Origin of the sequence: Vibrio sp. 10N.247.311.51 (assembly GCF_041467855.1) — a bacterium.
Lineage (GTDB): Bacteria > Pseudomonadota > Gammaproteobacteria > Enterobacterales > Vibrionaceae > Vibrio > Vibrio coralliirubri.
Map to the genome: position 1 here is coordinate 15,446 of NZ_JBFSVK010000008.1, position 26,199 is coordinate 41,644.

Annotated in this window: 18 protein-coding genes; 13 read left to right on the forward strand and 5 right to left on the reverse strand. The window is 44.3% G+C overall.

Annotated elements, in window-relative coordinates:
* The first annotated feature begins 4 nt into the window (after positions 1 to 4).
* Genes AB6E85_RS09350 through AB6E85_RS09375 form a run of 6 tightly spaced genes read left to right on the forward strand, consistent with a single transcriptional unit; the run spans position 5 to position 6,406 of the window.
* Positions 5 to 970 carry a type II secretion system F family protein gene (locus tag AB6E85_RS09350; protein ID WP_017066694.1) on the forward strand — a complete coding sequence of 322 codons (966 nt, stop codon included), beginning with the start codon at positions 5 to 7 and terminating at the stop codon, positions 968 to 970.
* 3 nt (positions 971 to 973) lie between these two features.
* Positions 974 to 1,945, forward strand: a complete 972-nt coding sequence (locus AB6E85_RS09355; RefSeq protein ID WP_372142401.1) for a type II secretion system F family protein — start codon at positions 974 to 976, stop codon at positions 1,943 to 1,945.
* The gene (locus tag AB6E85_RS09360) at positions 1,942 to 2,943 is read left to right on the forward strand and encodes a tetratricopeptide repeat protein (RefSeq protein ID WP_372142402.1); all 1,002 of its coding nucleotides are present in this window, start codon (positions 1,942 to 1,944) and stop codon (positions 2,941 to 2,943) included. Before AB6E85_RS09355 ends, AB6E85_RS09360 begins: the two co-directional genes overlap by 4 nt.
* A 21-nt stretch (positions 2,944 to 2,964) precedes the next feature.
* Positions 2,965 to 4,746: a hypothetical protein gene (locus AB6E85_RS09365; RefSeq protein WP_372142403.1), complete on the forward strand. Its 1,782-nt coding sequence runs from the start codon at positions 2,965 to 2,967 to the stop codon at positions 4,744 to 4,746.
* Positions 4,739 to 5,668, forward strand: coding sequence for a glycosyltransferase family 2 protein (locus AB6E85_RS09370; protein WP_372142404.1), 930 nt, complete (start codon positions 4,739 to 4,741; stop codon positions 5,666 to 5,668). The genes AB6E85_RS09365 and AB6E85_RS09370 overlap by 8 nt, the downstream gene beginning before the upstream one ends.
* A 9-nt stretch (positions 5,669 to 5,677) precedes the next feature.
* Entirely contained in the window at positions 5,678 to 6,406 is a 729-nt protein-coding gene (locus AB6E85_RS09375) for a class I SAM-dependent methyltransferase (RefSeq protein ID WP_048612274.1), read from the forward strand.
* Positions 6,407 to 6,443: 37 nt separating this feature from the next.
* Here AB6E85_RS09375 and chrA read toward each other — a convergent pair whose 3' ends face one another.
* Complete coding sequence (chrA, locus tag AB6E85_RS09380; protein WP_050649673.1) at positions 6,444 to 7,592, reverse strand: chromate efflux transporter; 1,149 nt, start codon at positions 7,590 to 7,592, stop codon at positions 6,444 to 6,446.
* A gap of 101 nt (positions 7,593 to 7,693) precedes the next feature.
* Here chrA and AB6E85_RS09385 point away from each other — a divergent pair, with 101 nt between their 5' ends.
* Positions 7,694 to 8,620 carry a LysR family transcriptional regulator gene (locus tag AB6E85_RS09385; protein WP_333009549.1) on the forward strand — a complete coding sequence of 309 codons (927 nt, stop codon included), beginning with the start codon at positions 7,694 to 7,696 and terminating at the stop codon, positions 8,618 to 8,620.
* Between the two features lie 235 nt (positions 8,621 to 8,855).
* On the opposite strand, the gene AB6E85_RS09390 is transcribed toward AB6E85_RS09385, so the two are convergent.
* Positions 8,856 to 9,929: a LacI family DNA-binding transcriptional regulator gene (locus tag AB6E85_RS09390; RefSeq protein ID WP_372142406.1), complete on the reverse strand. Its 1,074-nt coding sequence runs from the start codon at positions 9,927 to 9,929 to the stop codon at positions 8,856 to 8,858.
* 250 nt (positions 9,930 to 10,179) lie between these two features.
* Between AB6E85_RS09390 and AB6E85_RS09395 the strand changes: the two genes are divergently transcribed.
* Both AB6E85_RS09395 and AB6E85_RS09400 read left to right on the forward strand, forming a co-directional pair.
* On the forward strand, positions 10,180 to 12,282 hold the full coding sequence (locus AB6E85_RS09395; RefSeq protein ID WP_372142408.1) for an alpha-galactosidase: 2,103 nt from the start codon (positions 10,180 to 10,182) through the stop codon (positions 12,280 to 12,282).
* A 102-nt stretch (positions 12,283 to 12,384) separates the two neighbouring features.
* Positions 12,385 to 14,079 (forward strand): solute:sodium symporter family transporter, encoded by a 1,695-nt coding sequence (locus AB6E85_RS09400; RefSeq protein WP_372142409.1) that lies wholly within the window; start codon positions 12,385 to 12,387, stop codon positions 14,077 to 14,079.
* 93 nt (positions 14,080 to 14,172) lie between these two features.
* On the opposite strand, the gene AB6E85_RS09405 is transcribed toward AB6E85_RS09400, so the two are convergent.
* Positions 14,173 to 15,513 carry an MATE family efflux transporter gene (locus AB6E85_RS09405; RefSeq protein WP_248366611.1) on the reverse strand — a complete coding sequence of 447 codons (1,341 nt, stop codon included), beginning with the start codon at positions 15,511 to 15,513 and terminating at the stop codon, positions 14,173 to 14,175.
* Between the two features lie 278 nt (positions 15,514 to 15,791).
* Entirely contained in the window at positions 15,792 to 16,874 is a 1,083-nt protein-coding gene (locus AB6E85_RS09410) for an ABC transporter ATP-binding protein (protein ID WP_193841559.1), read from the reverse strand.
* Between the two features lie 296 nt (positions 16,875 to 17,170).
* Here AB6E85_RS09410 and AB6E85_RS09415 point away from each other — a divergent pair, with 296 nt between their 5' ends.
* The 4 genes from AB6E85_RS09415 to AB6E85_RS09430 all read left to right on the forward strand — a co-directional run bounded on the left by AB6E85_RS09415 (position 17,171) and on the right by AB6E85_RS09430 (position 23,625).
* On the forward strand, positions 17,171 to 18,091 hold the full coding sequence (locus AB6E85_RS09415) for a carbohydrate ABC transporter permease (RefSeq protein ID WP_050619981.1): 921 nt from the start codon (positions 17,171 to 17,173) through the stop codon (positions 18,089 to 18,091).
* On the forward strand, positions 18,091 to 18,942 hold the full coding sequence (locus AB6E85_RS09420; RefSeq protein ID WP_050644910.1) for a carbohydrate ABC transporter permease: 852 nt from the start codon (positions 18,091 to 18,093) through the stop codon (positions 18,940 to 18,942). The genes AB6E85_RS09415 and AB6E85_RS09420 overlap by 1 nt, the downstream gene beginning before the upstream one ends.
* 177 nt (positions 18,943 to 19,119) lie before the next feature.
* A complete protein-coding gene (locus tag AB6E85_RS09425) occupies positions 19,120 to 20,346 on the forward strand; it encodes an ABC transporter substrate-binding protein (RefSeq protein WP_050649667.1) in 1,227 nt (408 codons plus the stop codon).
* Positions 20,347 to 20,508: 162 nt separating this feature from the next.
* A complete protein-coding gene (locus tag AB6E85_RS09430) occupies positions 20,509 to 23,625 on the forward strand; it encodes a beta-galactosidase (RefSeq protein ID WP_372142412.1) in 3,117 nt (1,038 codons plus the stop codon).
* 173 nt (positions 23,626 to 23,798) lie between these two features.
* Here the strand turns inward: AB6E85_RS09430 and ygjK are convergent, their stop codons facing one another.
* Positions 23,799 to 26,192, reverse strand: coding sequence for an alpha-glucosidase (ygjK, locus tag AB6E85_RS09435; protein ID WP_372142414.1), 2,394 nt, complete (start codon positions 26,190 to 26,192; stop codon positions 23,799 to 23,801).
* Between the last annotated feature and the right edge of the window lie 7 nt (positions 26,193 to 26,199).

A 26,199-nucleotide genomic window follows, 5' to 3' on the forward strand; every position in this document is an offset into this window, starting at 1 on the left:
TATTATGGACAATGTAAGCGTTTCATTAGGTCTATTGTTTATCGCAGTACTTTTTATTTCCCAAGCGTTGTTGTTACCTGCTGCAGGTAAGAAAGCGAAGCATAAAGAGCTGTCTCGTCGCTTGAAAGAGACGCAACGTAATATCGATGCAGAGAGTTTGTCATTACTAAAAGAACATTATAACAAAGATTTATCTCCAGTAGACCGCAAGTTAATCGTCATTCCATATTTTGCTGGCTTAAAGAAAATGTTGGAACTAGCCGGCTTTAAATTAGCATTGAGCCGCTTTTTACTCATAGTTTCTCTTTGTGGTGTGTCGCTTACATTGATAGCGATAATGACCAACCAAGTATGGTTCATTAGTGTCGCGGCATTCATTTTTGTTTGGGTTGTCGCCTATCTATTTGTGCAAAATCGAGTGACCTACAGAATGGCTCGATTTGAGGAACAGCTTCCCGAGGCTTTAGATGTTATCCGACGAGCATTGCAAGCCGGGCAACCGTTGGTTCAATCATTTAACGAGGTTGGCGAAGAGCTTCCTGATCCTATAGGTGCCGAGTTTAAGAACACTTATAACCTGCTCAACTATGGTTATGACTTACGTTTGGCAATTTTACAAATGGCAGAGCGAGTCCCAACCGTTTCAATGCTAGCTTTTTCTAGCGCCGTAATGTTGCAGAAAGAGACTGGGGGAAACTTATCCGAGAATTTGCAAAAGGTATCTGAAGTACTTAGAGCGCGTTTTAAACTGGAAAGGAAAGTCAAAACGCTCTCGGCTGAGAGTCGGTTGTCAGCATGGATCTTAACGTTATCACCCTTTGGTTTGTTTTTTGCTATGCGGGTAGCTGGTCCCGAATACATCGAGCCACTTTACACAGATCCACGCGGTCTCTCTATGGTGAGTGTCGGTATAGTTCTTTTGGCTATCGGAGCCTTGTGGATTAAAAAGATCATCAGCATAGAGATTTAACTTATGGAACTACTCAATATTGAAGTCTGGAAGCAGATGTTAGAAGAGTTTGGGATCAGCTCTCAAGTAGTTATTTATGCGATGATTTTGCTCACTACTGTCTTGTTAACATTGACTGTTGGGTTTCTGTTTTTAGGTGCTCGATCTCCTTTAGACAAGAAGCTAAGACAAATATCTGAAGAGGGAAGTGTCGGTGGCCGAAAACCCTATGATTTCTCAAATACGCTTGAATCATTAAGCCCTTTTTTAAGTAAAGGTAACAAAAAGGATAATGAAACTTACTCAGAAAAGCTGATGCATGCTGGGTTCCATGAGAAGAGTTCATTATCAGTTTTCTATGCGTTGAAGGTTTTATCTAGCTTAATAGGCATCGTCGCTGCTTTTATGGTCTATTACATATCGTTGGGCGGAGATTACAATAATTTGCTCATCATGACTTGTGTTTTTCTCGGAACATTCACACCAAATATTGTTCTGAACAAGTTTCAAAAAGAGCGTCAGAAAAAAATAAGAAACGGTGTCCCTGATGCGCTTGATCTTCTTGTTGTATGTACCGAGTCTGGACTTGGTTTTAATGCGGCTCTTGGTCGTGTTGCATCAGAGCTCTATGTCTCTCAGCCTGAACTCGCGGATGAACTAGAGACGGTATTTGCTAAAATTCAAGCGGGTGTCACCATGCCTGACGCACTTAGGCAGCTTATCGAACGAACCGGTTTAGTCGAATTGGAAGGTTTGGTTTCTTTGCTTTCTCATGCATCGAGAATGGGCGGAAGCTTAGCGCAAACGCTCCGTGACTATACTGAAGATTTTAGAGATAAGCGTCAGCAAGCCGCTGAAGAAATCGCGGCGAAAATACCGACTAAAATGTTATTCCCCATGTTGATATTTATTTGGCCTTGTTTTTTCATTGTCGCACTTGGCCCTGGAATCTTGATCGTAATGGACGCATTAACTGCGCCGGGAGCAAGTTTATGATTTTATACAATAAGTTTCTTCTTCTATTATTGCCAATTTTGCTACTTGGTTGTGCATCTTCTGATGAACCAACCAACCAATTTGATGCCGAATTGTATTCGGGTAAACCAATCGATAGTTTGACTAGTGATGATCCACCGCTAAATGAAAAAGAAGCAATTATGCGCGGTGACATTGCTCTGCGAGACAACAATATAGACTTGGCGTTGTATGAATACATACGCTCTTTGTCTTTCCCTGAAAAAGAGTTTCACGATAAAACTCTGTTCACTATTGGCCAAATACATTCGTCTCGCGGTAACTATGCGTTGGCCGAGAAAGCTTACCTTGCAGCGCTAGATTTTAACCCTGCGCACACTGAAGTGCTGGAACAGTTAGGCGTTCTATACACCAAACAACGTCGTACTGATGAAGGGCGGAGTTATTTCTTTAAAGCGATTAATTCAGACCAAGTTCGTTTAAAAAGCAGTGAAACTATCCAGAACTACCAAGCATTGAACCAAAGTGAAGTGGCCAGTTTGAAGGTCGATAGTATGTCTCCAGCGCTAGCTTATATGGGGATTGGCGTACTGGAAGATGTTGACGGAAAGCATCAGATCGCACAAGAGTACTTTAAAAAGTCACTGACGATAGATAAAAGTTCAGTCAAAGCTTTGCTGAATATGGGCTATTCTCACTATATGTACGGTAACTACAAGGAAGCCTATCAGTATACGCGTTCAGCTTTAGAATTGGATCCGAATAATGAAAAAGCTCAGAATAATCTGGCACTTATTTATTTAGCGTCTGGGGATATTAAAAAAGCAACCAACGTATTCATGAGGCATATGGAAGCGCCGGAGGCGTTAAATAATGTCGGCTACTTCTTGATATTACAAGGAAAGCCCGATCAGGCAGTTCCTTATTTACAACAAGCTATCAATAAAAAATCATCTTACTATAAAGTGGCTAATGAAAACTTAAACAGAGCACTAGCGGAAGTGAGAGAGATGGAGTAATACGGATTTGATTTTGGCTCAATGAAAAGGATATTCATATTGCCTAAAAGCGAAAGCTTTAATAAAGATATAATTGTAATTTCTGGTCTTTGGCTAGTTTGTGCCACAGTGATATTTATCTATAAGTGGGAAAGCGTTTCAATACTCAACTTGAATGACAATGACGACTATATGCGTTTTGTCCAGTTTCAAGAGTGGATGAAGAACGGCCATTGGTACCTAGAGCCGATGACCAACTTCAATGCCGATGATGGTATTATTATTCATTGGTCTCGATTTCCTGATCTAATGCTCTCTTTGATCGCTTTCCCATTGCTATTTATGGTTGGTGATAGTCTTGCTTATGCTATCTCGATTTCTATTGTCCCTTTGCTTTATTTATTGTTCTTCGCGTTATCGTGCTTTTATTTGTGTGAGCGTTTCTTAGGCGCTAAGTACCGCTTTATCAGCACTATGTTTGCTATTTTTTCTCCTGCAATAATACACTTCTTACCTGGTTCTATTGACCATCATAATATTCAACTTATTTTAGCAACGCTCTTCTTATCAGTAACACCGACTTCTATCGACAACCTAAGGCAATCATGGCGAGTGTATGCTCAGGCCGTTTTCCTACCTCTATCTCTATGGACTGGGATGGATAATATTTTGTTGTTTATGATTTCCTTAATTATTTATACAGTGTATTACTGCTTCATTCGTGACGAGTGGTTTAGTTATGTCTCTAAGTTATACGTAACTTGTTCGATTTTTGGAGCTTGTGCTGTTTTATTAAATAGGCCTTATGATGAGTTCTTTACTTTTAAATATGATGAAATCTCATTTATTATCATCATTCTTTTTTTTAGTGGTTGGGTGTTTGTCAATGCTTACAACCGATTGACTAATAATAGAAAAAACTTAACTCAAAGATTTTTATTGTTTGTTTTTCTTGGTTTGTTGTGTTTACTTCCGGTTGTTATTCTTTACCCCTCACTTACCAGTGCTTTGTTTATTTATTACCCACCGACACTAAAGCTGTATTGGCTTGATCAAGTTGCCGAAGCTAAATCTGTCGCAACATACATCGCAATGAATGGCTTTTTTTCAGTGGATAATTATGTGTTGCTATTAGTTCCCGCAATGTTGTATCCATTCTTTCGAAATAAAAACTCGCACTGTGCAATCTTGTATCTCATTTTTATGTTTAATTTAGCTCTTGCGATGTTTTGGCAGATTAGAGTTATGAGGTTGTGTTTTGTTTTAGCGGCACCTTTTCAAGCATATTTTGTAATTAAAGTGTCTGAATACGTTAGGTATTCACTACTGAAAGTGCTGATTATTTTCTCAGGTACTCCATTGGCGTTAGCGTTTGTCATTCTCGCTTTTTCTCCAGTAGAGGAAGTGACTACCAAACTTGATGAGACCGATAAGTTACCAGTCATCTTTAAGGTGCTAAAAGATAACGGTATCAATTCTCATACAATTCTTTCAGGAATAGAAACGGGTGCACCTGTATTGGCCAAAACGAACAACAGTATAATCGCCGCGCCTTATCATAGAAATATTGTGGGTAACCAATTTTTAATCGAAGTGATGTTAGAAGAGGACATGCTTCTAGCAAGAAACAAAATAGTCGATAAAAAGGTTGATTACATATTGATCGGTAATGACCCTCATTTAACTCTCCTAAAGGATTCTGGAAGCGAGGACTCTTTAGTTAGAAGGCTTCATGGGGATAATATTCCGGCTTGGTTAGACGTTATATATGATGGAATTGAGGATGGTTATCGAGTTTTTAAAGTAAGGAGTGAGCATGAATAAACAGAAAGTAGCAATATTACTCCCATGTTATAACGAAGCCGGAGCCATTGGTGAAACCGTGACGTCTTTTCAACAAGCCTTACCTGATGCATCCATTTATGTTTACGACAACAATTCAACCGATAACACGGTCAACGAGGCGTTACAAGCTGGGGCGATTGTGCGACATGAGCCGCGTCAAGGTAAAGGGGAGGTTGTGAGGCGGATGTTTTTTGATATCGACGCCGATATCTATGTGATGGCTGATGGTGATGACACCTATGACGCCTCAATATGCCCCGAGCTGATCGACCAACTAAATAATGAAAAGCTCGATATGATCATTGGCAGTCGCGAGCGAACTTCAATGGCTTATCCTAAAGGACATATCCTTGGGAACAAGATGTTTTCATCTCTGATTAACTTGGCATTCAATGCGCAATTGAATGATGTATTTTCTGGCTATCGAATTATGAGCCATAGGTTTGTTAAAACAGTTCCAATTTTTAGTGATGGCTTTCAAATTGAAACGGAATTAACCGTGCATGCATTGCACCATAATATGTCGATCAAAGAAGTACCCACTCATTATCACTCAAGGCCTGAAGGCACGGCGAGTAAGCTGAATACATTGAGTGATGGGATCAAAATCCTCAACTTTATTTTGTTCCTGCTACGAGACGTAAAGCCGATGTTTTTTTTCGGTGCTTTGTCGGTGTTGCTTTGCTTTATCTCATTGGGATTAGGGATTCCCGTTATTATCGATTTTATTGATACCGGGCTCGTTGAAAGAGTCCCAACAGCTATTCTGTCTAGTTCAATTGCACTTATCGCGGTGATGTCTTTCTTTTGCGGCTTGATACTCGACAACGTGTCGCGCGGCAGACGAGAGATGAGGATCCTCTCAATATTAAGAAGTCACGATCACAAGCTATCAAAATAGGGTTCAGGTATGAGAATAAGTAAGGACGAAGATAAAGAATGGCTCAACTATTTATCTCGATTCAGTGACGAATATGATGAGCGGGTTTACAGCGGAAATACAACGGGTTATGTGATGAGAGCTGGCCATGTAGCGTGCGAAAAGCCATTTGGTGAAAGTGAACACTTTTCGAGAGTGTTAGAAGTGGGATCCGGAACGGGTGAACACTTACTGCATGTTAATCACACTTTTGATGAATATATTGTAAGTGATGGTGATGCTGCGGCGCTTGAGTTGGCCCAAAAGCAGCTCAATCATATCAACTCTTACGATAAACTTACTTTCGATGTGACCAATGCTAGGCAATTAAACTTTGAAAATAATAGCTTTGATCGAGTGATTGCAACTCATATATTGGAACATTTGTATGAGCCCCATTTAGTTATCAAAGAGTGGTTAAGAGTGTTAAAGCCCGGAGGGACTCTTTCGATTCTGATTCCTACTGATCCTGGAATAGCATGGAAGATTGGTCGGTACTGTACGACGAGGAAGCAAGGTCTGGCAAAAGGTTGGAATTACGATTATATAATGGCAAGAGAGCATGTAAATCCATGTAATAATCTAATTGCGTTCTTAAGGTACTATCTTCCTGAACATCAAAAATCATTTTGGCCGATGAGTTTTGTGCCTCTTATTGACTGCAATTTATTCTTCAATTTTCACGGAATTAAGCCTGATTCTAGTTCTGAAAAGAAGTAAGAAGCAAGCGACTCGCTCACTTCTTACAATAAATCTTTTAGACTGCTAAACCTGTCATTGCGCCAAAGACCATGAATAATCCGACAAGCCCTACAATAGGTAACTTCACGGTTTTCAATAACCACACACCAACAATGATCAAAGCGAAGTCTAAACCACTACTCACTGCGCTTGTGAAAATCGGTTGATATAGCGCTGCCAGTAACAAACCTACAACCGCCGCATTCACACCTGTAAGTGCACCAGCCACTAAAGGTTTACTCGCGATTGCTTGCCAGTTTTTCAACACACCGAGTAGTAATAAGAAACCCGGTAAGAACACCGCAATCGTTGCGAGTAGTGCGCCTGTGATCGGTGCCGATGGCATCAATACATAACCTAAGTAAGTCGCAAGTGTAAACATAGGCCCTGGTACTGCCTGTGCTGCTGCATAACCTGTTAGGAAGGCATCTTGAGACAGTTGGTCACCAATACCATTTTGTAGCAACGGAAGTACCACGTGGCCGCCACCGAATACTAAGCTACCTGCTTGGTAGAACAGGCCAAACACTTCAATACCTTGAGAGTAAGCACTGAATAGAGGCAGGCCAACCAGCAAAGCAACAAAAATCACGAGAGGCGTTACCGATATCTTTTGTGTTGAAGGTGTCGTTTTTAGCTCTTGAGACGTCAAGAACTTACTGCCAACCATCGCTGCAAATAGAAGCACTAACACTTGAGGCCAGATGCCTGGAATCAGTAGCAGTACAATCGCGGTAATCACACATAAGGCGGTCGCTATCTTCGATTGGCAGAAGTTCTTGTACATACCAAAGGTAGCATCAGCCACAACCACTACCGCTAATAACTTAAGCCCGTGAATGATTGAATTGAAAAGTGGTGCTTCCAATAGCTGGTTGCTGACTAACGCCAATATCAGCATCAGAATCACAGATGGGGAAGTGAAGCCGACAAATGCAGCAATAGCACCTGTTAGTCCACCTTTCTTGTAGCCAACCGCAAAGCCAACCTGACTTGAGCCTGGGCCCGGTAGGAATTGACTAAGAGCGACAATCTGCCCGTACTCTTCGTCGGACAACCAATTCAGTTTCTCAACAAAGGTTTTACGGAAGTAGCCAATGTGTGCTGCTGGTCCACCAAAGCTAATCCAGCCAAGCCAGAAAAAGGTTTTAAAAATTGAAAGCATGATCGATTCCAGATAAATGTTTAGCGTAATTTAGGTGGAGTTGAACTATGATTCAAATTAATTGTTTTAATTATAACTATGAATGAAATGGGTTATTTGGTATGGCTGATTTTAATTGGAAAGGGATCGACCTTAACTTGTTGATTGCACTGCAAGCTTTGTATAAAACGAATAGCGTGAGTAAGGCTGCTGAGCGTTGTTATGTCAGCCAATCTGCGATGAGCCATAGCTTACAAAGGCTACGAAAGTTGTTTGATGACCCTTTGTTTGAGCGTGTAGGTAGCAAGATGGAGGCGACCGACCGAGCCATTGAACTATCAAGCACCGTGGACGCGCTACTGAATACCATCCAGTCTGAAGTTCTATTATCTAAACGTTTTGAGACCGAGAGTTTCAAAGGGAGCTGGAAAATAGGGCTGACGGATTACGCAGAGCAGATGTTTGGACCAATGATATTCGATTTGATCAAAGAAGCTTCACCAAACTCTCAAGTCGCATTTTTTAATGTTAATCGAAGCAACTATCAGCAAGTATTTGAAGAGGCAAAGCTGGATATCTCGATCGGTAGTTTTGGAGAGGTGCCTAAGCTGTTTGGTATTGAGCAACTCTACACCGAGCAGCATGTTTGCTTACTTGATAGCTCAGTGCTTGGTGTTGAACTACCGATGTCGCTAGAGACATTTGTGTCTGTCGAGCATGCATTAGTTTCCCCCAATGGTTCTCTAAAAACGGGCGTAGACATTAAATTAGCGGAACTCGGTTATACGAGAAAAGTGGCGATTGCATCGAGTAATTTTTTAACTGTTAAGCGGCTCATTCGTGGTAGAGAACTATTGTGTATTGTCCCCAAGCTAGTCGCGCGCAAGGATATAGATAGTGAAGAAACCTTACTCGCTGTGAAGCCACCAATTGATGTTCCAGATTTTGATATCCAGCTTGTTTATAGAAAGGCAAAGCATTTAGATGATAAAAATAAACTACTTAGAAAGCTGATTACTAATGCGATCTCATCTGTGATTTCCGAATAGTTTATTGTGTCGGTTAATCGTCAAATTCATATGAATTAATTTTAGAAAAATACGGTTTATTATAAGAACCCGACTATACTTAATTTACGACTCAAAGCAGTCGTAAAGAATAGGCTTTTTGATTTACCTAAGTAAAAAAATTGGTTATATCCTCATGATATAGCTTAAAAATCTACCAGGCTAAACGGACTTAGTTGGTCTTAAAAGCGCTAGCTCCCCCTAGCGCTTTTTTCTTTCAGTTGGATTCTGGTAATAGGCTCTGAATCCTCTTCAGCAGTTTTTCAATCTCTTGTTTTTCATAATTGGCAGTCACCTTAGATTGGCTACTTTCTCTCGCAAGCAGTGTGGTTTCGATATGGTGTTGTAACAAGGCATCTTGCGAGTTGGCGTTGAGCTTCTCTGCAAGTCTCACTGCTTGCTGGCCTATTTTTGTGAAATCTTGTTTGATGGTTGTAAGAGGCGGATTGAAGAATGCGCTGTCTTCAATGCCATCAAAGCCGACGACCGCAACCTTGTCAGGGACTGGTATCTGCAGTTCTTGCAGTGCGCGTAAAACCCCTAATGCCATTTGATCACTGGCGACCAACACAGCATCAAATTGGATTTGTTTCGCGACGGCGTCTCGAATGCCAAGGTAGCCACTTTCTGCTTGCCAGTTTCCTTGATGTTTAAACTGTACCTGACAGTTTGCATCTGATAACACACCCAACCAACTCTGAAGACGGATTTGTGAGGCACTGGACTCATTAGGCCCGCTGATCAACAAGTATTCACTGCGACCATTTTCAATAAGATGTTGAGCCGCCAGCTTTGCGCCCTCGGCATGATCGCCGCATATATAGTTAACTTGGCTGTTAGAAGGGACATCAATGAAGATGAGGTTTAAGTGTTGATATTGTTCTACCAGCAATTCGGCGTCTGCACTCTTTAAAGGCACATTGAGAATGATGCTGTCGACCTGTTGGGCGATCAGCTCACGAATGGCTTCGCGGGTGTTGGTGAGGTTCGGTTCTGATACCACAGAAAAAGCGGTGCCATACCCCATATCGTGAGCCTGCATTCGCACACCATTGGCGATCATTGCGGCGCCGTGTAAGGCCATATCGAGAGTCACTAATCCTATGCTGGTGGACTTGGAACGGCTGAGCATTTGGGCACCTTTATTGGGCACATATCCAAGCTTCTTTATCGCGGCATTTACTTTGTTTCGAGTGGATTCTGCGACATCTTGCGAGCCGTTCGTCACCCTTGATACTGTTTGAGTCGATACGCCAGCCAGCTTCGCCACATCTTTAAAAGTTACACTCATCACACCGTCCATCGAATATTCCCGTCGTTCGATGAGCTTATCCAATTTAGCGAAATGAAACTCTGCTCCCTTTCAAAAAAATGTCATTTGAAACATTAAATATGTTTCCGAAAACAGTCGATCTTGTGCAAATTTTAGCAACGAATAGGTGTTTTTGGATCACGTTATTTAGCCATTTTAGTACTAATTTCAGTCTTCAAGTTCACTATTAATCTTAGTTTATGTTTACGAAAACAATATGAGATTGGCTATGAGCGAATTTATTCATCTAACAAGTAAAAACCACAGTTTGATCATCAAATCGGGCCGTACTCCAGAGGTTCTTCACTGGGGCGCTAAGATCGCCAGTATTGATGAAGATCTTTTGTTATCAACCGAGAGACCGATCTCTCAAGCACGCCTTGATGTCGATGTGCCGCTTTCTCTTTGTCCTGAATTGGGTAGCGGTCATTTTAATGCGCCGGGAATAGAAGGGCATCGTGATGGTTTTGATTGGGCTCCCGTTTTTAACACCGTCCGCGCAGAAGCTCAGGATCAGCAAGTTACTTTTGTTCTAGAAGACACCGTGTCTAAGCTTGAATTGACGGTTGAAATTAAACTGGATTACGAATCTGATGTGGTTCAAAAGCGCGTCACAGTAACCAATAAAGGGGACAGTAAATACTATTTAAATAAGCTGTCATCAACGTTGCCGCTGCCAAACCACGCCAATGAATTGATGACGTTCCATGGTCGTTGGTGTCATGAGTTCCAAACGCAACGTCAGCGCTTTGAGCATGGTGGCTTCATGCAAGAGAACCGTCGCGGCCGTACTTCACATGAAAACTTCCCTGGCATGTTTGCAGGAACGCAAGGTTTCTCAGAGCAGAACGGTTTGGTGTGGGGCTTCCATTTAGGTTGGAGTGGCAACCACCAAATGCGTGCTGATGTCCGCAGTGATGGCCGCCGTTTTGTTCAGGCAGGAGAGCTATTGCTAGCGGGTGAATCGATTCTAGAACCAGAGGCAACTTACCAGACACCTTGGCTCTACGGCTGTTACAGCAATTCTGGTTTGAACGGTATTGCTCAACGTTTTCAGCAGTTTGTTCGTGACAACATTATTCAATTCCCTACCGATAAACCTCGTCCAGTGCACTTGAATACTTGGGAGGGGATCTACTTCGACCATAAACCGGAATACATCATGCAAATGGCAACCGAAGCCGGTGCGATGGGTGTTGAACGATTCATTATTGATGATGGTTGGTTTATTGGTCGTGATGGTGAACGAACGGCATTAGGCGATTGGTATCTTGATGAAGTGAAATACCCAAATGGCTTAGAACCTGTGATTGAACACGTTAACCAGCAGGGCATGGAGTTCGGGTTGTGGGTTGAACCTGAGATGGTCAGCCAAGACTCAAACCTATACCGTAACCACCCTGATTGGGTACTAGGTTTACAAGGTTATCATCAACCCTCTGGTCGTTGGCAGTATGTTTTAGACTTGCAGAATGAAGCGTGCTTTGACTACTTGTTCTCTCGCCTTGATGCGCTTCTGACTACGTACAATATCGGCTACTTAAAGTGGGATATGAACCGTGAATTAGTTCAGCCGGGCCACCAAGGTAAGGCGGCGGTGCATGGTCAAACTCAAGCCTTGTATCGTCTCGTTGATCAACTGAATCAAGCACACCCTAAGGTCGAGATTGAATCTTGCTCATCAGGCGGTGGTCGCATTGATTTTGAAATCCTAAAGAGAACACATCGATTCTGGGCATCCGATTGTAACGATGCATTGGAACGCCAAGCCATTCAAAAAGGCATGAGTTACTTCTTCCCTCCAGAAGTGATGGGTGCGCACATTGGCCCTGCTGAGTGTCACTCAACCAATCGTCGTCACAGTATCAATATGCGTGGTGTCACCGCTTTGATGGGACACATGGGCGTTGAGCTTGATCCGGTTAAAGAGTCGCAACAAGAGAAACAAGCTTTCTCTCACTACATCGCTCTACATAAACAGTTCCGCCATATTCTGCACTCAGGCCGCAGCTTCCGCATGGATCCTGCGGACAAAAACCAGAACATCTATGGGGTGCAAAATGATGATGAAATGCTGATCACCGTGTGTCAGTTGGCGATGCCTGAATATGCTCTGCCATCACCACTTCGTATTAGCTGCGTGGAAGACAGTGCGCTGTATCAAGTGAAGTTAGTGGAGATGCCACAAACCAGTTTCCAACTCATGAAGCAACGCCCTCAATGGTTAGATAAAACACTGACTTTAAGCGGCGATAACCTCAAAGAGATTGGATTGACCTTACCTATTCTCGACCCGGAGTCAGCCTTGATTGTACATCTAAAAAAGATGTGAATCTCTGACCCTGAGTACCCCTACAAATAAAAATCTAAATATAAAAATTATAATCGGCAGCGAGGTATTGCTGCCGCAATAACTCAACTTAAGGAAAACAAAATGTCTATTACAGTTCTGCTGTCATTTTTGTTATTTACTGGGTTTGTAGTCGCGTTTACCTACAACAAAGTGAAAAATGACAAAAACACCTCACAAGATGGTTTCTTTCTTGGCGGAAGAAGCTTAACCGGCGGCTTAATCGCCAGCTCACTTATCTTAACGAACTTGAGCGCAACCAGTTTCGTGGGCATGAGCGCACAATCTTATACCCACAACATGAGTGTTATGGGGTGGGAAGTGGCCTCTGGTGTCACCTTGGTGATCATCGCTTTGATGTTAGTACCTCGTTATTTGAAACAAGGCATCACCACCATTCCCGACTTCTTAGAGAGCCGCTACGACATGTCGGTGAAGAAGTTTGTGACGTTACTTTTCTTGTGCCAATACGTGATCAATATTTTGCCAACCACACTTTACGCGGGCGCCGTTGTTTTGGGTGAAATCTTCGATGTTCAGGCTCTGCTGAATATTTCAGAGTTTAGCTCAATCGCACTAATTTCGGCGACGATTGGTTTACTTGGCTTCTTTTATGCGATTTATGGTGGCCTAAAGGCGGTTGTGATTGCAGATACCATTAATGGCGTAGGCTTGATTGTCGGCGGCATGATGATCCCTGTGTTTGGTTTAATGGTGTTGGGCGAGGGGAGTTTCGGTGCTGGCTTAGATATTCTGCTTTATGCCGCGCCAGAGAAGCTTCAATCTGTGGGTACAGAAAGCGATCCACTGCCGTTCTCGACATTGTTCACAGGTCTACTATTGGTGAACTTGTATTACTGGGGTACTGACCAATCCATAATTCAACGCGCATTAGGTGCTAAGAACCTGAAAGAAGGTCAGAAAGGGGTCATCCTTGCTGGTGCGATTAAGGTTATCTCTCCACTGTTCTTGATCATTCCAGGCATCATCGCTTTCCATATGTTTGGTGCTGATGCCGGTAATCCAGACACCATGTACACCCGATTAGTTAATGAAGTTTTGCCTAAGCCGTTGGTGGGTTTTTTCGTTGCGGTGATGTTTGGTGCGATTTTGAGTACGTTTAATGGTGTGTTGAATAGCTCAACGACTCTGTTTGCATTGAACGTGTATAAGCCGCTATTCGGACAAGGTAAAACGGACGAAGAGCTAGTGGGTAAAGGGCGTATTTTTGGTGTCGTGATTGCGATTATCTCGGTATGTATCGCACCGTTCATCATGTATGCGCCAGAAGGTCTGTTCCAATATCTACAAATGGTGGCGGGGTTCTTCAGTGTGCCAATCTTCACTATCGTGTTTGTCGGCTATATCTCTAAACGTGTACCAGCTGTAGCAGCGAAAGTGGCGTTGGTGGTGTTTGTAAGTTCATACGCAGCAATGCAGCTAGTATTTAAAACACCGATTCACTTCCTACATCAATTGGCGATTCTGTTCGTGGTATGTACTGCGTTGATGTTCATCATTGGTTACTTTATGCCGCGTGAATCTGAGTACGTGATGCCAGTCAATGAGAATATTGATGTGACACCTTGGGCGTTCCGTTTCGAGGCTTCGGCTATCATTCTCTACATGGTATTAGGTGCTTACGTGATGTTCTCTGATGTGGGCTTTGTCTCTGATGATCCAACCATCATGCAGGTTTACGGTGTGTGTGGCATCGTGATGTTAGTCGGTATTTTTGGCCGATTAGCAAAGCGTAAGAAAGCACTTGCGATCGCGTAGATGAGTTCGGGCAATTAAAAACAAAAACGCCGTTCTTTGGAAATAGGAGCGGCGTTTTTCGATCTTGTGAAGATAAATGGAAGGCTAAAAAGTCTAAAACGAGAATCGAGTCCATTTCTTAGCTCGCCAGCGGTAGGCCATGATGATTCCGCGGAACCACTCGTCCATCGCGATTGCCATCCATGCACCCAATACGCCATAACCCCAGTGAACGCCAAGCAAATAGCTCATGGCAACCCCAATGCCCCACATGCTGAGAATACCCATTTTGATCGGGAATTTAATGTCGCCAGCGGCCTTTAGACAAGAGATAAAGATCAGGTTAAATACTCGGCCAGCTTCAAGAATGATGGAACCTGCAATCAGTGCAGCAGTTAGCGCAATGATCTCTGGATCTTGAGTGAACAGATCGAGAATTTCAAAACGGAACACATAAACCATGCAGGTAATCGCGGTTGAGGCGATAAAGCCAACCACAAAGTAGCGTTGCACGCGCTTGGTGATCTCGTCGATCCAACCCTTACCAATGTAATAGCCTGTTTGGATTTGGCTGCCTTGACCAATCGCCAGTGCAAACGCAAAAGAGAGGCGAGCGATGTTTTGTGCGTAAGTAAACGCAGCCAGTGAAGAGGTGCCCATCTGCACGACAAAGAAGGTAATGCTGATCTGAGCCATGTTATAAGATAGCACTTCTCCGGCGTTCATCGAGCCGATCTTCATGATTTTTTGATAGATGGCTTTCGGCACAGATTTAAACTGCTTCACTGGTAGATCAATACCTTTGCTTCTGACCACACCAATCAAGATCAACATCCCTATCACTTGGCTAATGACGGTCGCGGTCGCAACTCCTTGCACGCCGTATACAGGCAAACCAAAAGGTTGATATAAGGCACAGTAGTTACCGAATACGTTGATAACGCCTGCAATCATGTTGATCACCATCGGTGACTTTGAATAGCCATGACTGCGCAAAATAGTGGTGAGAACCACACCTATGGTTACATTGAAGGTGAGAGCACCACTGATGAACAGGTATTCTTGCGCATACTGTTCGACTTGAGGTTCGAGTTGATAAAGCGGGATAAAATATTCAGCAACAAGAACAGCAATCACACTCAGTAACACACCGGCAATAATGGCCAGAATGATACTTGCTACACCCACGTGAGCGCTCTCTTGAGTGCGAGAGGCACCATTGTATTGCGCGATTAAAATACCCGTACCACTGCTGACCATGGTCGAGACAATGATCAGGAAAAAGGATATCTGAGAAATAACACCAACGGCAGACACGGCTTTGTCCGAGTATCCCGATAACATGAATACATCACTGGTGTTGAGTGCGGTTCTTAAAAGAACTTCGATAAAAATTGGCCAGGTGAGCGCAACGATTCCCATACGTTTATTTAGGGTGGAATCAGCATTAGGCATTTAGGTTTTCTCAAAAAAGGGGTAGGCGACACTATAGTTTAGCGATTATTTAGTAAACGACTATCAAATTAATGTCCGGAAGGCTAATAAGGATAAATAAAATTCGAATAAGTCTTCAGAACCCAATATTTCAGTGAGAGTGATGAAATTTTTGAGTGGGATTTCATAAGCCATTAAGAGGAACAAAATGGGAGCAAGTGATTGCTTGAAACGAACGGAAAGTGAGTTTGAAAAGTGGCAAAGCTAGCGACATCGAGCTAGCTCTACCGTTTTAAAGTCTAGTTAATTCGTTGCCCTTGATCATCGAATAGGTGGCAATCTTTTGAGGAGAAATTCAGTTCAAGCGATTGGTATCGAGTCACCTCTTGGTCTCCTGGTAGGTGTACCTTAAAGCTATCCACGCCACAAGACTGGCCAAACATATAAGTGCTGTTCCCTAGTCGCTCGACCACCTCACTTTGAAATTCAATGGTGATATCGGAGCCACTGTTAATCTCTAAATGTTCAGGTCGAATGCCCAGCGTGATGCTTTGTCCCTCTTTTAATCCATCACTTGGTAAGGGGAGGGTAATTTGGCTGACACCGTTAACGGCGAGTTGGGCGTGTGTTTCTGAGGTGCTGTTAACAACACACGGTAAGAAATTCATTTTCGGTGAGCCAATAAAGCCAGCCACAAATTCATTTTGAGGAGAGTGGTATAGATCGAGTGGAGAGCCGACTTGTTCAACACGACCATCTCTTAATACCACGATCTTGTCTGCAAGCGTCATGGCTTCGACTTGATCGTGCGTAACATAAATCATGGTATTTTGCAGATCTTGGTGCAATTTGGCGATTTGTAAGCGCATATCGACGCGAAGTTCAGCATCGAGGTTCGAGAGCGGTTCATCGAATAAGAATACGCGAGGGTTGCGAACTATTGCTCGGCCGATCGCTACACGTTGACGCTGCCCACCTGACAGTTCTTTCGGTTTACGTTTCAATAAAGGTTCTAGTTGGAGCGTCTTTGCCGCACCGGTGACTTGCTTTTCAACGACTTCCTTCGCTACGCCATTCATTTTGAGGCCAAAGCCCATGTTTTCTTCCACGGTCATGTGTGGGTAGAGTGCGTAGGATTGAAATACCATTGCTACACCGCGCTCAGCAGGATCGACATCGTTAACAAGATCGTCTCCAATATGAATCTCGCCTTCAGTGATTTCTTCTAAGCCAGCAACTAAGCGTAAGAGGGTTGATTTTCCGCAACCTGATGGTCCAACGAATACGACGAATTCGCCATTATTTATTTCTAGATCAACACCATGGATGGTCTGTATATCACCATATCGTTTGATGACCTTTTTTAAGCTGATATCAGCCATGCTCTCTCCTTGCTTCGTTGGACTACATCTCTTTGCCTTTAAAACATACGCTTTCATCAGAAATTTGTTAGGTGCCTCGCATGATTTATTGATCATTGTCATATAAATCCTGCGATCTATACTGATTTTTGTGAAAACGTTTACATAAATAAAACATAACTGTGCGTAATGTTATCAATAAGCCTAATATTTGAACGTAATCATTATAAATGCTGAGCTACTGATTGGGATTTATAAATTCAGATGGAAGTTAACCAAGAAGTAAACCAAGCTTTTAATACAAGGAATTTTGGGAAATGGAGCAATCTGTGAAAACGATATACCCAGAAAATCGCACCCCATCAGCGAAGAAGAAAAGGCGCATCAGTTCCAAGGTCTCGCCTTGGCTGTTCTTGGCACCAGCCATCGCTATCTTCTCTCTCTATGTTATCTATCCCATCTTGGACAGTATTTGGCTGAGTTTTTTTGAGTGGGATGGATTAGGTGAAAAAGAGTGGGTGGGGCTTGAGAACTACCGTGAGCTTTTTGACTCAGATGCTTTTTATACTTCGTTAACGAATAACTTCCTTTGGTTGATCTTCTTTATGCTTGCGCCACCCTGTGGCTTGGCGATTGCCCTTTTCCTCAATCAACAAGTGAAAGGCATTCGTGTCGTAAAATCTCTGTTTTTCTTCCCGTTCGTTATTTCTCAAGTGGTGGTAGGCCTCGTATTTGCTTGGTTCTATGACCCCTCTTTTGGCCTTTTCAATATTGCACTTGGGTCGCTTGGCTTCGAGCCAATTTCGATACTTGCTGACGAAGACTATGTGACCTACGGAATCATCGCTGCTGGCTTATGGCCTCAGATCTCTTATTGCATGATCTTATATTTAACGGGGCTGAATAACCTCGACCCTGAACAATTAGAAGCAGCTCGACTTGATGGTGCAAAGAAGTGGCGCATGTTGTGGTATGTGGTGCTTCCACAGTTAAGACCCGCAACCTTTATCGCCGTGGTTGTCACCGTGATTGGTGCTCTGCGTTCATTTGATTTAGTGGCGACCATGACGGCAGGCGGCCCTTGGGGTAGCTCGACAGTACTTGCGTACCAGATGTATGAAGAGTCTATTTTTAACTATCGAATGGGTTATGGTGCAGCGGTTTCTGTGGTGCTATTTCTGATTATGGATATCTATATCGCTTACTTCTTGTGGCGCATGTTAAGGAGTGAAAAATAATGTTTCCGCAACCAATTCAAAAAGCCGGTCGCTTTACCAACATTAGCTACCGAGTTGCACTGCCTATTTCCATTGTGATGTGGTTATTACCACTTATCGCCGTAATGATGACCTCGATTCGTTCGATGGAAGACATCAACAAAGGTAACTACTGGGGCTGGCCAAGCGAGATTCAGTTCATTGAAAACTACACTCAAGTATTTACCTCAACGTCGATGGGGCAGTATCTCATCAATAGTTTAATCATCACATTGCCAGCGGTTGCTGGTGCCGTGGCGTTATCTACGCTGGCTGGTTATGCCTTGGCTAAATACAACTTCAAAGCCAATGTGTGGATTTTTGCGATGTTCATCGCGGGTAACTTTGTTCCCTTCCAAATTCTGATGATTCCAGTGCGAGATTTAACGATTGGACTCGGTTTATACGACACTCACTGGGCATTGATTTTTTTCCATATCGCTTTCCAAGCCGGTTTTTGTACCTTGTTCATGCGCAACTTTATTGTTGGGATCCCTGATGCCTTGATCGAAGCGGCGCGTGTTGAAGGGGTGAGTGAATGGAAAATATTCTGGCATGTCGTACTCCCTCTGGTTCGCCCTGCTTTAGCGGCGTTAGCCGTATTGGTGTTTACCTTTATTTGGAACGATTTCTTCTGGGCTCTAGTACTGGTTCAGAGTGATGACGTTCGCCCAGTAACTGCGGGTTTGAGCTCACTTCAAGGCCAATGGCTGGCGTCTTGGCAGTTTATGTCGGCGGGGGCCGTGGTCGCGGCTATCCCACCGGTAGTGCTGTTCTTTACCATGCAAAAGCACTTTATCGCAGGCCTAACATTAGGTGCGACCAAAGGGTAAATCACGAGATAAGAATCGATACACGAATCTAGCAAGAGCGACGGCTTTAAATCGTTATTGCTACCGACATCCCAAATGGATGAATCATTGAAGAGAAACTAAAACACGAACAACCCTACGAGATAAAACAATAGGAATTGGACTTAGAGAGCTTAGCTCCATAACAAGGACCTCAATATGAAATACGTGAAACATATCGCTGCCAGTGCAGTGCTCGCTGCCTCCATGTCTGCAACATCGTTTGCAGGGACACTCGTTATCAACTCAGATGCTTCTGATCCTGCGCCAAAAGAGGCGTGGGGTGAGATCATTAACCGCTTTGAAAAAGAAAACCCAGATATTACGGTGAAGTACAACTTATACGATCACGAGTCGTATAAAACAACGATTCGTAATTGGTTGGTCACTTCGCCGCCGGATGTGGTTTTTTGGTATGCGGGCAACCGAATGAAAGCCTTTGTTGACCGTGGCCTGTTTGAGGATGTCAGTGATATTTGGGCAGACAACAACATGAAGCAAGACTTTGCGGCTGCCGCGCCTGCGATGACAGTACAAGGTAAGCAGTTTGGTGTGCCGTACACGTATTATCAATGGGGTATCTACTACCGCAAAGACATCTTTGAGCAATATGGAATTGCGGAGCCGAAAACGTGGGATGACTTGAAATCTGCATCTGCAACACTTAAAGAAAATGGTGTAGCGCCGTTTGCGATTGGTACCAAGTATCTTTGGACCGCCGCTGGTTGGTTTGATTACATCAACATGCGTACTAACGGCTTGGATTTTCATATTCAGTTAATGGAAGGCAAGGTGCCTTACTCTGATGAGCGAGTGAAGAAAACCTTCGCTAATTGGGCAGAGTTAGTTGAACCTGGTTATTTCCTAGAAAACCACGCGTCTTATTCATGGCAAGAAGCTCAACCTTTCTTGTATAACGGTAAAGCGGCGATGTACCTAATGGGTAACTTCATCACGCCTAACTTCCCTGCTGAGTTAGATGGTAAGATGGATTTCTTCCAGTTCCCGGTGATCGACCCAAGTATTCCTATGTCTGAAGATGCACCAATGGATACGCTGCACATACCTTCAAAAGCGAAAAACAAAGAAGATGCTCGTAAGTTCCTAGAGTTTGTTGCTCGCGCTGAAAACCAGCAGCTGATCAATGAGATGCTGTTACAGATTCCAACCAACAACAAAGCTAAAGCGAAGTCTGACCCGTTCTTAGACAAAGGCGTCGCGATGTTGGCATCCAGTGATGGTACGGCTCAATTCTATGACCGAGACACCGACCCTGCGATGGCAAAAGAAGGCATGAAAGGCTTCCAAGAGTTTATGGTTCACCCTGAACGAATCGATAAAATCTTGAAAAAACTCGATAAAGTGAGCAAGCGTACCTTTAAGTAATATTTCAATAGCCGCAGGTGTTCTGGCTGCGGCTTTTCTTTCTTCTCTTAAGGGGTTATTGCAAGAGCTGCTTAGTTGGCGTTCGTAATGTTTGAACGCAATGAGGCGCCGAGCATCACTTGCAATGGTTCATGTTAAACGGCTTTTGGTAAGGAACACGTCATGAGAACTTTCTCTCAAATCATCTCAGCCCGTGAGTGGGAAAATCAACACATCACCCATCATAACGTTGTTGAGGCTCATGCCCCTTTAAATAGTTACACCTCGTTGGTTGAGGCTATGACGAAGAGCTCGTCGAGTGTTATGTCTCTCAATGGGACTTGGAAGTTTCAGCTGTTCGATTCACCAGAGTTGGTTTGCGAAGAGGTAGTATCGGAACATTTTGATGATTCTTCATGGAAGTCGATTTCAGTGCCAAGCAACTGGCAGATGCAAGGCTTTGATAAACCGATCTATACCAATGTGAAATATCCTTTCGCTGATAACCCTCCCTTCGTCCCTAGCGATAATCCAACAGGGCTCTACCGAACGCATTTTAACTGTACGGAACCGGAGCTATTAGATACCCATAGGCTGACCTTCGACGGCGTGAATTCTGCATTTCATTTGTGGTGCAACGGCAAGTGGGTTGGCTATTCGCAAGACAGTCGATTACCGGCTGAATTTGACGTGTCTGAATACTTGCAAGTGGGCGAGAACGTGCTGGTAGTGATGGTGCTGCGTTGGTCTGATGGTTCTTATCTCGAAGACCAAGACATGTGGTGGCTCAGCGGCATATTCCGTGATGTGACTTTATTGAGAAAGCCCAAGGTCGCAATCGAGGATGTTGGTATTGAGACTCAGCTAGATGCTTGCTATCGCGATGCGGTTTTAAATATTTCTACGCAAATAACCAAGCACAGCAATGATGTAGAAAGCTGCTTTAAGCTGAAAGCTGAACTTTATGATGCTCAAGGACAGTTGGTTTTCGAACCTCAAATCGTGGGTTTTGGTGAGCGTTATGTCGATGAAAAAGGGCCGTGGTCTGAAGTCGCAGAACACAGCATTTCAGTGATGAACCCGAACAAGTGGAGTGCCGAGTCACCCTATTTATATCGCTGTGTGGTGTCATTGCTCGATGAACATGATGAGCTAATCGATTGTGAGGCTTACGATGTCGGCTTTCGAAGTGTTGAAATTACCGATAGTTTGCTAAAAGTTAACGGAAAACCGTTGCTGATTCGTGGCGTCAATCGTCATGAACATCATCCTGAATTGGGTCACACCATGACTCGAGAGGGGATGATTCAAGACATCAAACTGCTCAAACAAAATAACTTCAATGCCGTTAGAACCGCTCATTATCCGAATCATCCATTGTGGTATGAACTATGTGATGAGTATGGTCTGTATCTGGTTGATGAAGCGAATGTGGAAACTCATGGTCAATTTCCGATGTGCCGTTTATCCGATGATGCGTCATGGTTGAATGCGTACATGAGACGAATGACAAGGCTGGTGGAGCGCGATAAAAACCACGTCAGCGTGATCATTTGGTCGCTGGGTAATGAATCGGGTATTGGTCGCAATCACCATGCGATGTATCAATGGGTGAAACAAACTGATCCAACACGTCCCGTTCAGTATGAAGGTGGCGGGGCAGATACAGCAGCGACCGATATTTTATGTCCTATGTATGCGCGGGTTGATTGGGATTTACCTGTGGTTGAGAGTCAACCACAGGTGACACCTCGCGTGGGCATTCGTAAAGCGATAGCTCTACCAAACGAGCAACGTCCTCTGATTCTCTGTGAGTACGCCCATGCAATGGGGAACAGTCTGGGTAGCTTTGATAAATACTGGCAGGCGTTTAGAGACAACCCAAGATTACAGGGCGGTTTTATCTGGGATTGGGTCGATCAAGGGATCACCAAAACCGATTCGAGCGGCAAACAGTTCTGGGGCTATGGTGGTGATTTCGGCGACGAGATTAATGATCGCCAGTTCTGCATTAATGGCTTGGTATTCCCAAACAGGACGGTGCATCCAACGCTACATGAAGTGAAAAAAGCACAGCAGTTTTATCAGTTTAGACTGGTTTCGACTTCGCCTCTGGTGATAGAGGTGCACAGCGAATACTTATTTGTGGCCAGCAGCATTGAAACGTTGAACTGGACGGTTACCCAGAATGGTGTGGTGACGAGCGATGGTTGTATCGAATTGATGGTTGGTGCGGGCGAGAGTGTTCAGATAGAGCTCAATGGTGTGACCATTCCTCATACGGCCAACGCGCTTAATTACCTTAATCTCGAAGTGGTATTAAACACCAATACTGCATGGGCGGATAAAGGCCATATGACGGCGATTGAACAGCTTAGCTTACCGACTCAACCGCAATTGATGTTGGATGCTAACCTCTCACAATACCCACCGAAAGTGACTGAAACCGACACGCTGCTGACGGTGATTGGTGATGCTTATCAAGTAGAGTTCGACAGATTGTCTGGGACATTAGAGAGCTGGAAAATTAAAGGGGTGGAACAACTTGCTAGTGGCCTTCGAGATAACTTTTATCGTGCACCATTAGACAACGATATCGGTGTCAGTGAAGCAAACCGTGTAGACCCCAATTCATGGATCGCACGCTGGCAGGCGATGAGGCTAGATAGGCTCACTCCAGAGTGCATCGAATTTTCATCCATCACTCAGAAAAATAGGGTGTCGGTGACTGCAAGAATTGCCCATACAGTGGAAGATCAAGTTCGTTTATTGTCGACGTGGCGGTATCAATTATTTGCCGATGGTGAGGTCAAATTAGATGTGGATGTGCAAGCGGCGAAAGGTTTGCCGTCTCTGCCTCGAGTCGGTTTTGAGTTTGCTTTGAAGCATGTGCCTGATGGGGTGGAATGGTTTGGTCGTGGGCCACACGAAAACTACCCAGATCGAAAGATGTCCGCACATATGGGGCTATATCAGCAACGTATTGAACAAATGCATACCCCTTATATTTTCCCATCTGATTGCGGCTTGCGTTGTGATGTTCGTGAGGCAAAAGTGGGCGCATTCGAATTGCAAGGAGACTTCCATTTCTCAGTCAGTCGTTTTGGGTTACAGCAGCTACAGAAGGCAAAACATACTTGTGACTTAACCGAACAGGAGCAGCTGTTTGTTTATGTCGATGGCTTCCATATGGGGGTTGGCGGTGATGACTCGTGGACGCCAAGTGTCCATGATGAATTCAAACTATTGAAAGAGCATTACCATTATCAGGTGCGCTTCCATTGTGGTGATATAGGCTAACGTGCAGCGAATTGAGTAAAAGGATCATGGTAGACCAAATGGTCTAAGTGCTTGTTGTTCGCTTATTTTGCTTCAGGTGCAAAAAAGGCACTCAGCGAGATACTGAGTGCCAAAGTCTGAAATTTATGAGGTTATCTTTTCATTGAATTCCAGAAGACAGGTATAGGTTCGATTTACTCTGCGTCAGTAAAGAAATCGTTGTAAAGCATGTACAGGTGAGCCGCACTCCAAGAGAAGTTTGGTGCGCCTTGTTGTTCACCGTTCAATGGGTTGTAGTTCTCACGGATAGGACCGTCTTGAACTAATCCATCGGCGTGCTCAAAGAACGCGCCTGCCATTTCAATTGCGTCATCACGGTAGCCGTAGCTGTCCATGCCTTTTAGGCCGAAGTAGAATTGGTCTACCCAAACGCGTCCACGCCAGTAAATGTCTGGGCCGAATGCTGGGCTAGAAAGCGCTGCTGTGCCTAGTGGAACGTAGGTGTTGAACTCTTCCGTATCTTTCATCACAGAGACAACCGCATCAGCGTGACCTTGCGTTGCTGCACCGTTGAACAGTGGTGACCAACCCTCAGGGCCTTTACCACGTTCAACAATCGGTTTGCCTGCACAGCCATTGGCTAGTGGTTTGTCTTCAATGCGAATGTCGTAGAAGAAGTTAGTGCCTTCGTCGAACATACAAGTGTTGATGTAGTTCGATAGGTGCTCTGCTTTTTCACGGAACTCTTTCGCTTCTGCGTCTTTACCTAGAATATCAGCCATTTCTGCTAGGTACTTGTTATCGCTGTACATGTAGCTTGCTTGGTCGACAGATTCTTGCAGCAGAGAGTAGCCGAGTAGTGTGCCGTCTTCAGCGCGGTTTTGAGCGAACTCAACATCCCAGTCGCTGCGCTTACCACCGTTTGCAACGTATGCGTCTAGCTGGTCTTTATCAATGAAGCCAAATGCGGCTGCATCGTCACGACCTGACTCCCAAGATGCGGCTGTTTGCGCTGGGCTTTCGATGTAATCGTAGTTACCTTCTGCAACCACTTTATCCAGTGCTGCTTGGCCTACGACTGTTTCGTGCTTATCGCCACGAACCACGGTGAAGTACATTTCGCCTTCAGGTGTGTTGTGTGCTTTGTCGCGTGCTGCGCCGTATTCAGGAACACCGTTGCCGTTGTTGTCGCGATTACGTAGCCACCAGTCGTGGTATGCCACTAGCTTTGGATACATCTCTTCTAGCCAAGCTTCATCGCTGGTGGTCTTGTAGACTTCCATTACTGCCCATGCTGCTAGGCTTGGTTTGGTATTACGTTCATTCCAGTTACCGCCGTCGCCGCCACGCTCTGGGCTTAGATTGTAAGCGAGTAAGTCTGGCACGTAGCCTTCATCCCAAGGGCGAACGGCATCGTCGGCTTGGATTTGGTAAGCGAACATCGCGCGGATGTTATCTTTCGCTACATCTGGGTTGAAGTGAGCCATCGCGTAGGCTTGTTTCCATGTGTCCCAAGGCCAAGTTTGGTTGCCCGAGAACCAACGCGCCGTCACTGATGGTGTTACAGAGTCAAACTCCATCGCACCTGCTGCGCCACGCCAGTTACCGTTTAGGGTTTCCATCGCTTTAACCGCAACACGCTCTTGTTCTGGTGTTGCGTTCGGGTTGGTTAAGCCCATCTCTAGGTAGTCTTCCCAACGTTCTGCTGATGCAACTAAGAAGTCGGTAGGGTTTGCCATGATCTTTTTGATTTCTGGCTGTTCAGCTTTCGCTTCTTCTGCCGTTAGAACATGCGAGTAAGTCGTGTAGATGGTGGTCGATGCTTCAATGTTTGCCGTTGAAGTAAACGCTAGGCCATCGACTGTGGTTTGTGTTGGAATCGACTTGTGAACTTGGTACTCAGACTCACCAGAAGTCAGTAGATCCCAAGTTGAACGCACCTTACCAAAGGTTACTTTTAGGCCATCGTCAGTTGCGACGATTTGACGGTCATACTCTGGGTACGTCTCGGCAATGGTTTTGTCGGTTTGCGAAACGCCTTCTTTGGCGTGGGTCTTTTCTAGTAGTTCACCATCCCACACTAATTCGACAGGGGAGTCAGTGGTGATTTTAGTTTCTAGTAGAGAGGTACGGTTTGAAGCAAAACGCATCGTCATTTCTACTGTCACATCGTCAGATTTTAGTGTCTGAACCAATGCGCCCGGTAGGCTGTAAGCTTCCATAGTGAAAGCCACTTTTTTGCCATCTTTGAACACGCTTAGGCGGTCGAAGTTATCAGCCATGAAGTTGATGTATTCTTCGGTAAGCAGTGCTGTACCTGGGAATCCGCCCATGCCTTCTGCACTGTCTGGCAATAGGTGACCGTGCCATGCGCCTAGGTCGAAGAATGGGTTAAAGCGTTGGTGGTCATCGAAGTCGTAATCTCGCATGTATTCTGGCGAGCCAGTACGGTCGATAACATTCTTAAATTGGTTGGCTTGCAGTTGTTCAGTGTCAGAACCTGAGCCAGAGATAGAATTTGATGCACAACCAGTAACGACAAGGGCTGCACCGATAGCGAGAGCTGCGAATGATTTATTCAGTTTCATGATCAAT

Coding starts and splice junctions, on each gene's coding strand:
- chrA (WP_050649673.1), bottom strand. CDS start 7,592: ATGCTTTCAATTTTTAAAACCTTTTTCTGGCTTGGCTGGATTAGCTTT.
- AB6E85_RS09350 (WP_017066694.1), top strand. CDS start 5: ATGGACAATGTAAGCGTTTCATTAGGTCTATTGTTTATCGCAGTACTT.
- AB6E85_RS09425 (WP_050649667.1), top strand. CDS start 19,120: ATGAAATACGTGAAACATATCGCTGCCAGTGCAGTGCTCGCTGCCTCC.
- AB6E85_RS09395 (WP_372142408.1), top strand. CDS start 10,180: ATGAGCGAATTTATTCATCTAACAAGTAAAAACCACAGTTTGATCATC.
- AB6E85_RS09390 (WP_372142406.1), bottom strand. CDS start 9,929: ATGAGTGTAACTTTTAAAGATGTGGCGAAGCTGGCTGGCGTATCGACT.
- AB6E85_RS09360 (WP_372142402.1), top strand. CDS start 1,942: ATGATTTTATACAATAAGTTTCTTCTTCTATTATTGCCAATTTTGCTA.
- ygjK (WP_372142414.1), bottom strand. CDS start 26,192: ATGAAACTGAATAAATCATTCGCAGCTCTCGCTATCGGTGCAGCCCTT.
- AB6E85_RS09430 (WP_372142412.1), top strand. CDS start 20,509: ATGAGAACTTTCTCTCAAATCATCTCAGCCCGTGAGTGGGAAAATCAA.
- AB6E85_RS09375 (WP_048612274.1), top strand. CDS start 5,678: ATGAGAATAAGTAAGGACGAAGATAAAGAATGGCTCAACTATTTATCT.
- AB6E85_RS09355 (WP_372142401.1), top strand. CDS start 974: ATGGAACTACTCAATATTGAAGTCTGGAAGCAGATGTTAGAAGAGTTT.
- AB6E85_RS09370 (WP_372142404.1), top strand. CDS start 4,739: ATGAATAAACAGAAAGTAGCAATATTACTCCCATGTTATAACGAAGCC.
- AB6E85_RS09410 (WP_193841559.1), bottom strand. CDS start 16,874: ATGGCTGATATCAGCTTAAAAAAGGTCATCAAACGATATGGTGATATA.
- AB6E85_RS09385 (WP_333009549.1), top strand. CDS start 7,694: ATGGCTGATTTTAATTGGAAAGGGATCGACCTTAACTTGTTGATTGCA.
- AB6E85_RS09415 (WP_050619981.1), top strand. CDS start 17,171: ATGGAGCAATCTGTGAAAACGATATACCCAGAAAATCGCACCCCATCA.
- AB6E85_RS09365 (WP_372142403.1), top strand. CDS start 2,965: ATGAAAAGGATATTCATATTGCCTAAAAGCGAAAGCTTTAATAAAGAT.
- AB6E85_RS09405 (WP_248366611.1), bottom strand. CDS start 15,513: ATGCCTAATGCTGATTCCACCCTAAATAAACGTATGGGAATCGTTGCG.
- AB6E85_RS09400 (WP_372142409.1), top strand. CDS start 12,385: ATGTCTATTACAGTTCTGCTGTCATTTTTGTTATTTACTGGGTTTGTA.
- AB6E85_RS09420 (WP_050644910.1), top strand. CDS start 18,091: ATGTTTCCGCAACCAATTCAAAAAGCCGGTCGCTTTACCAACATTAGC.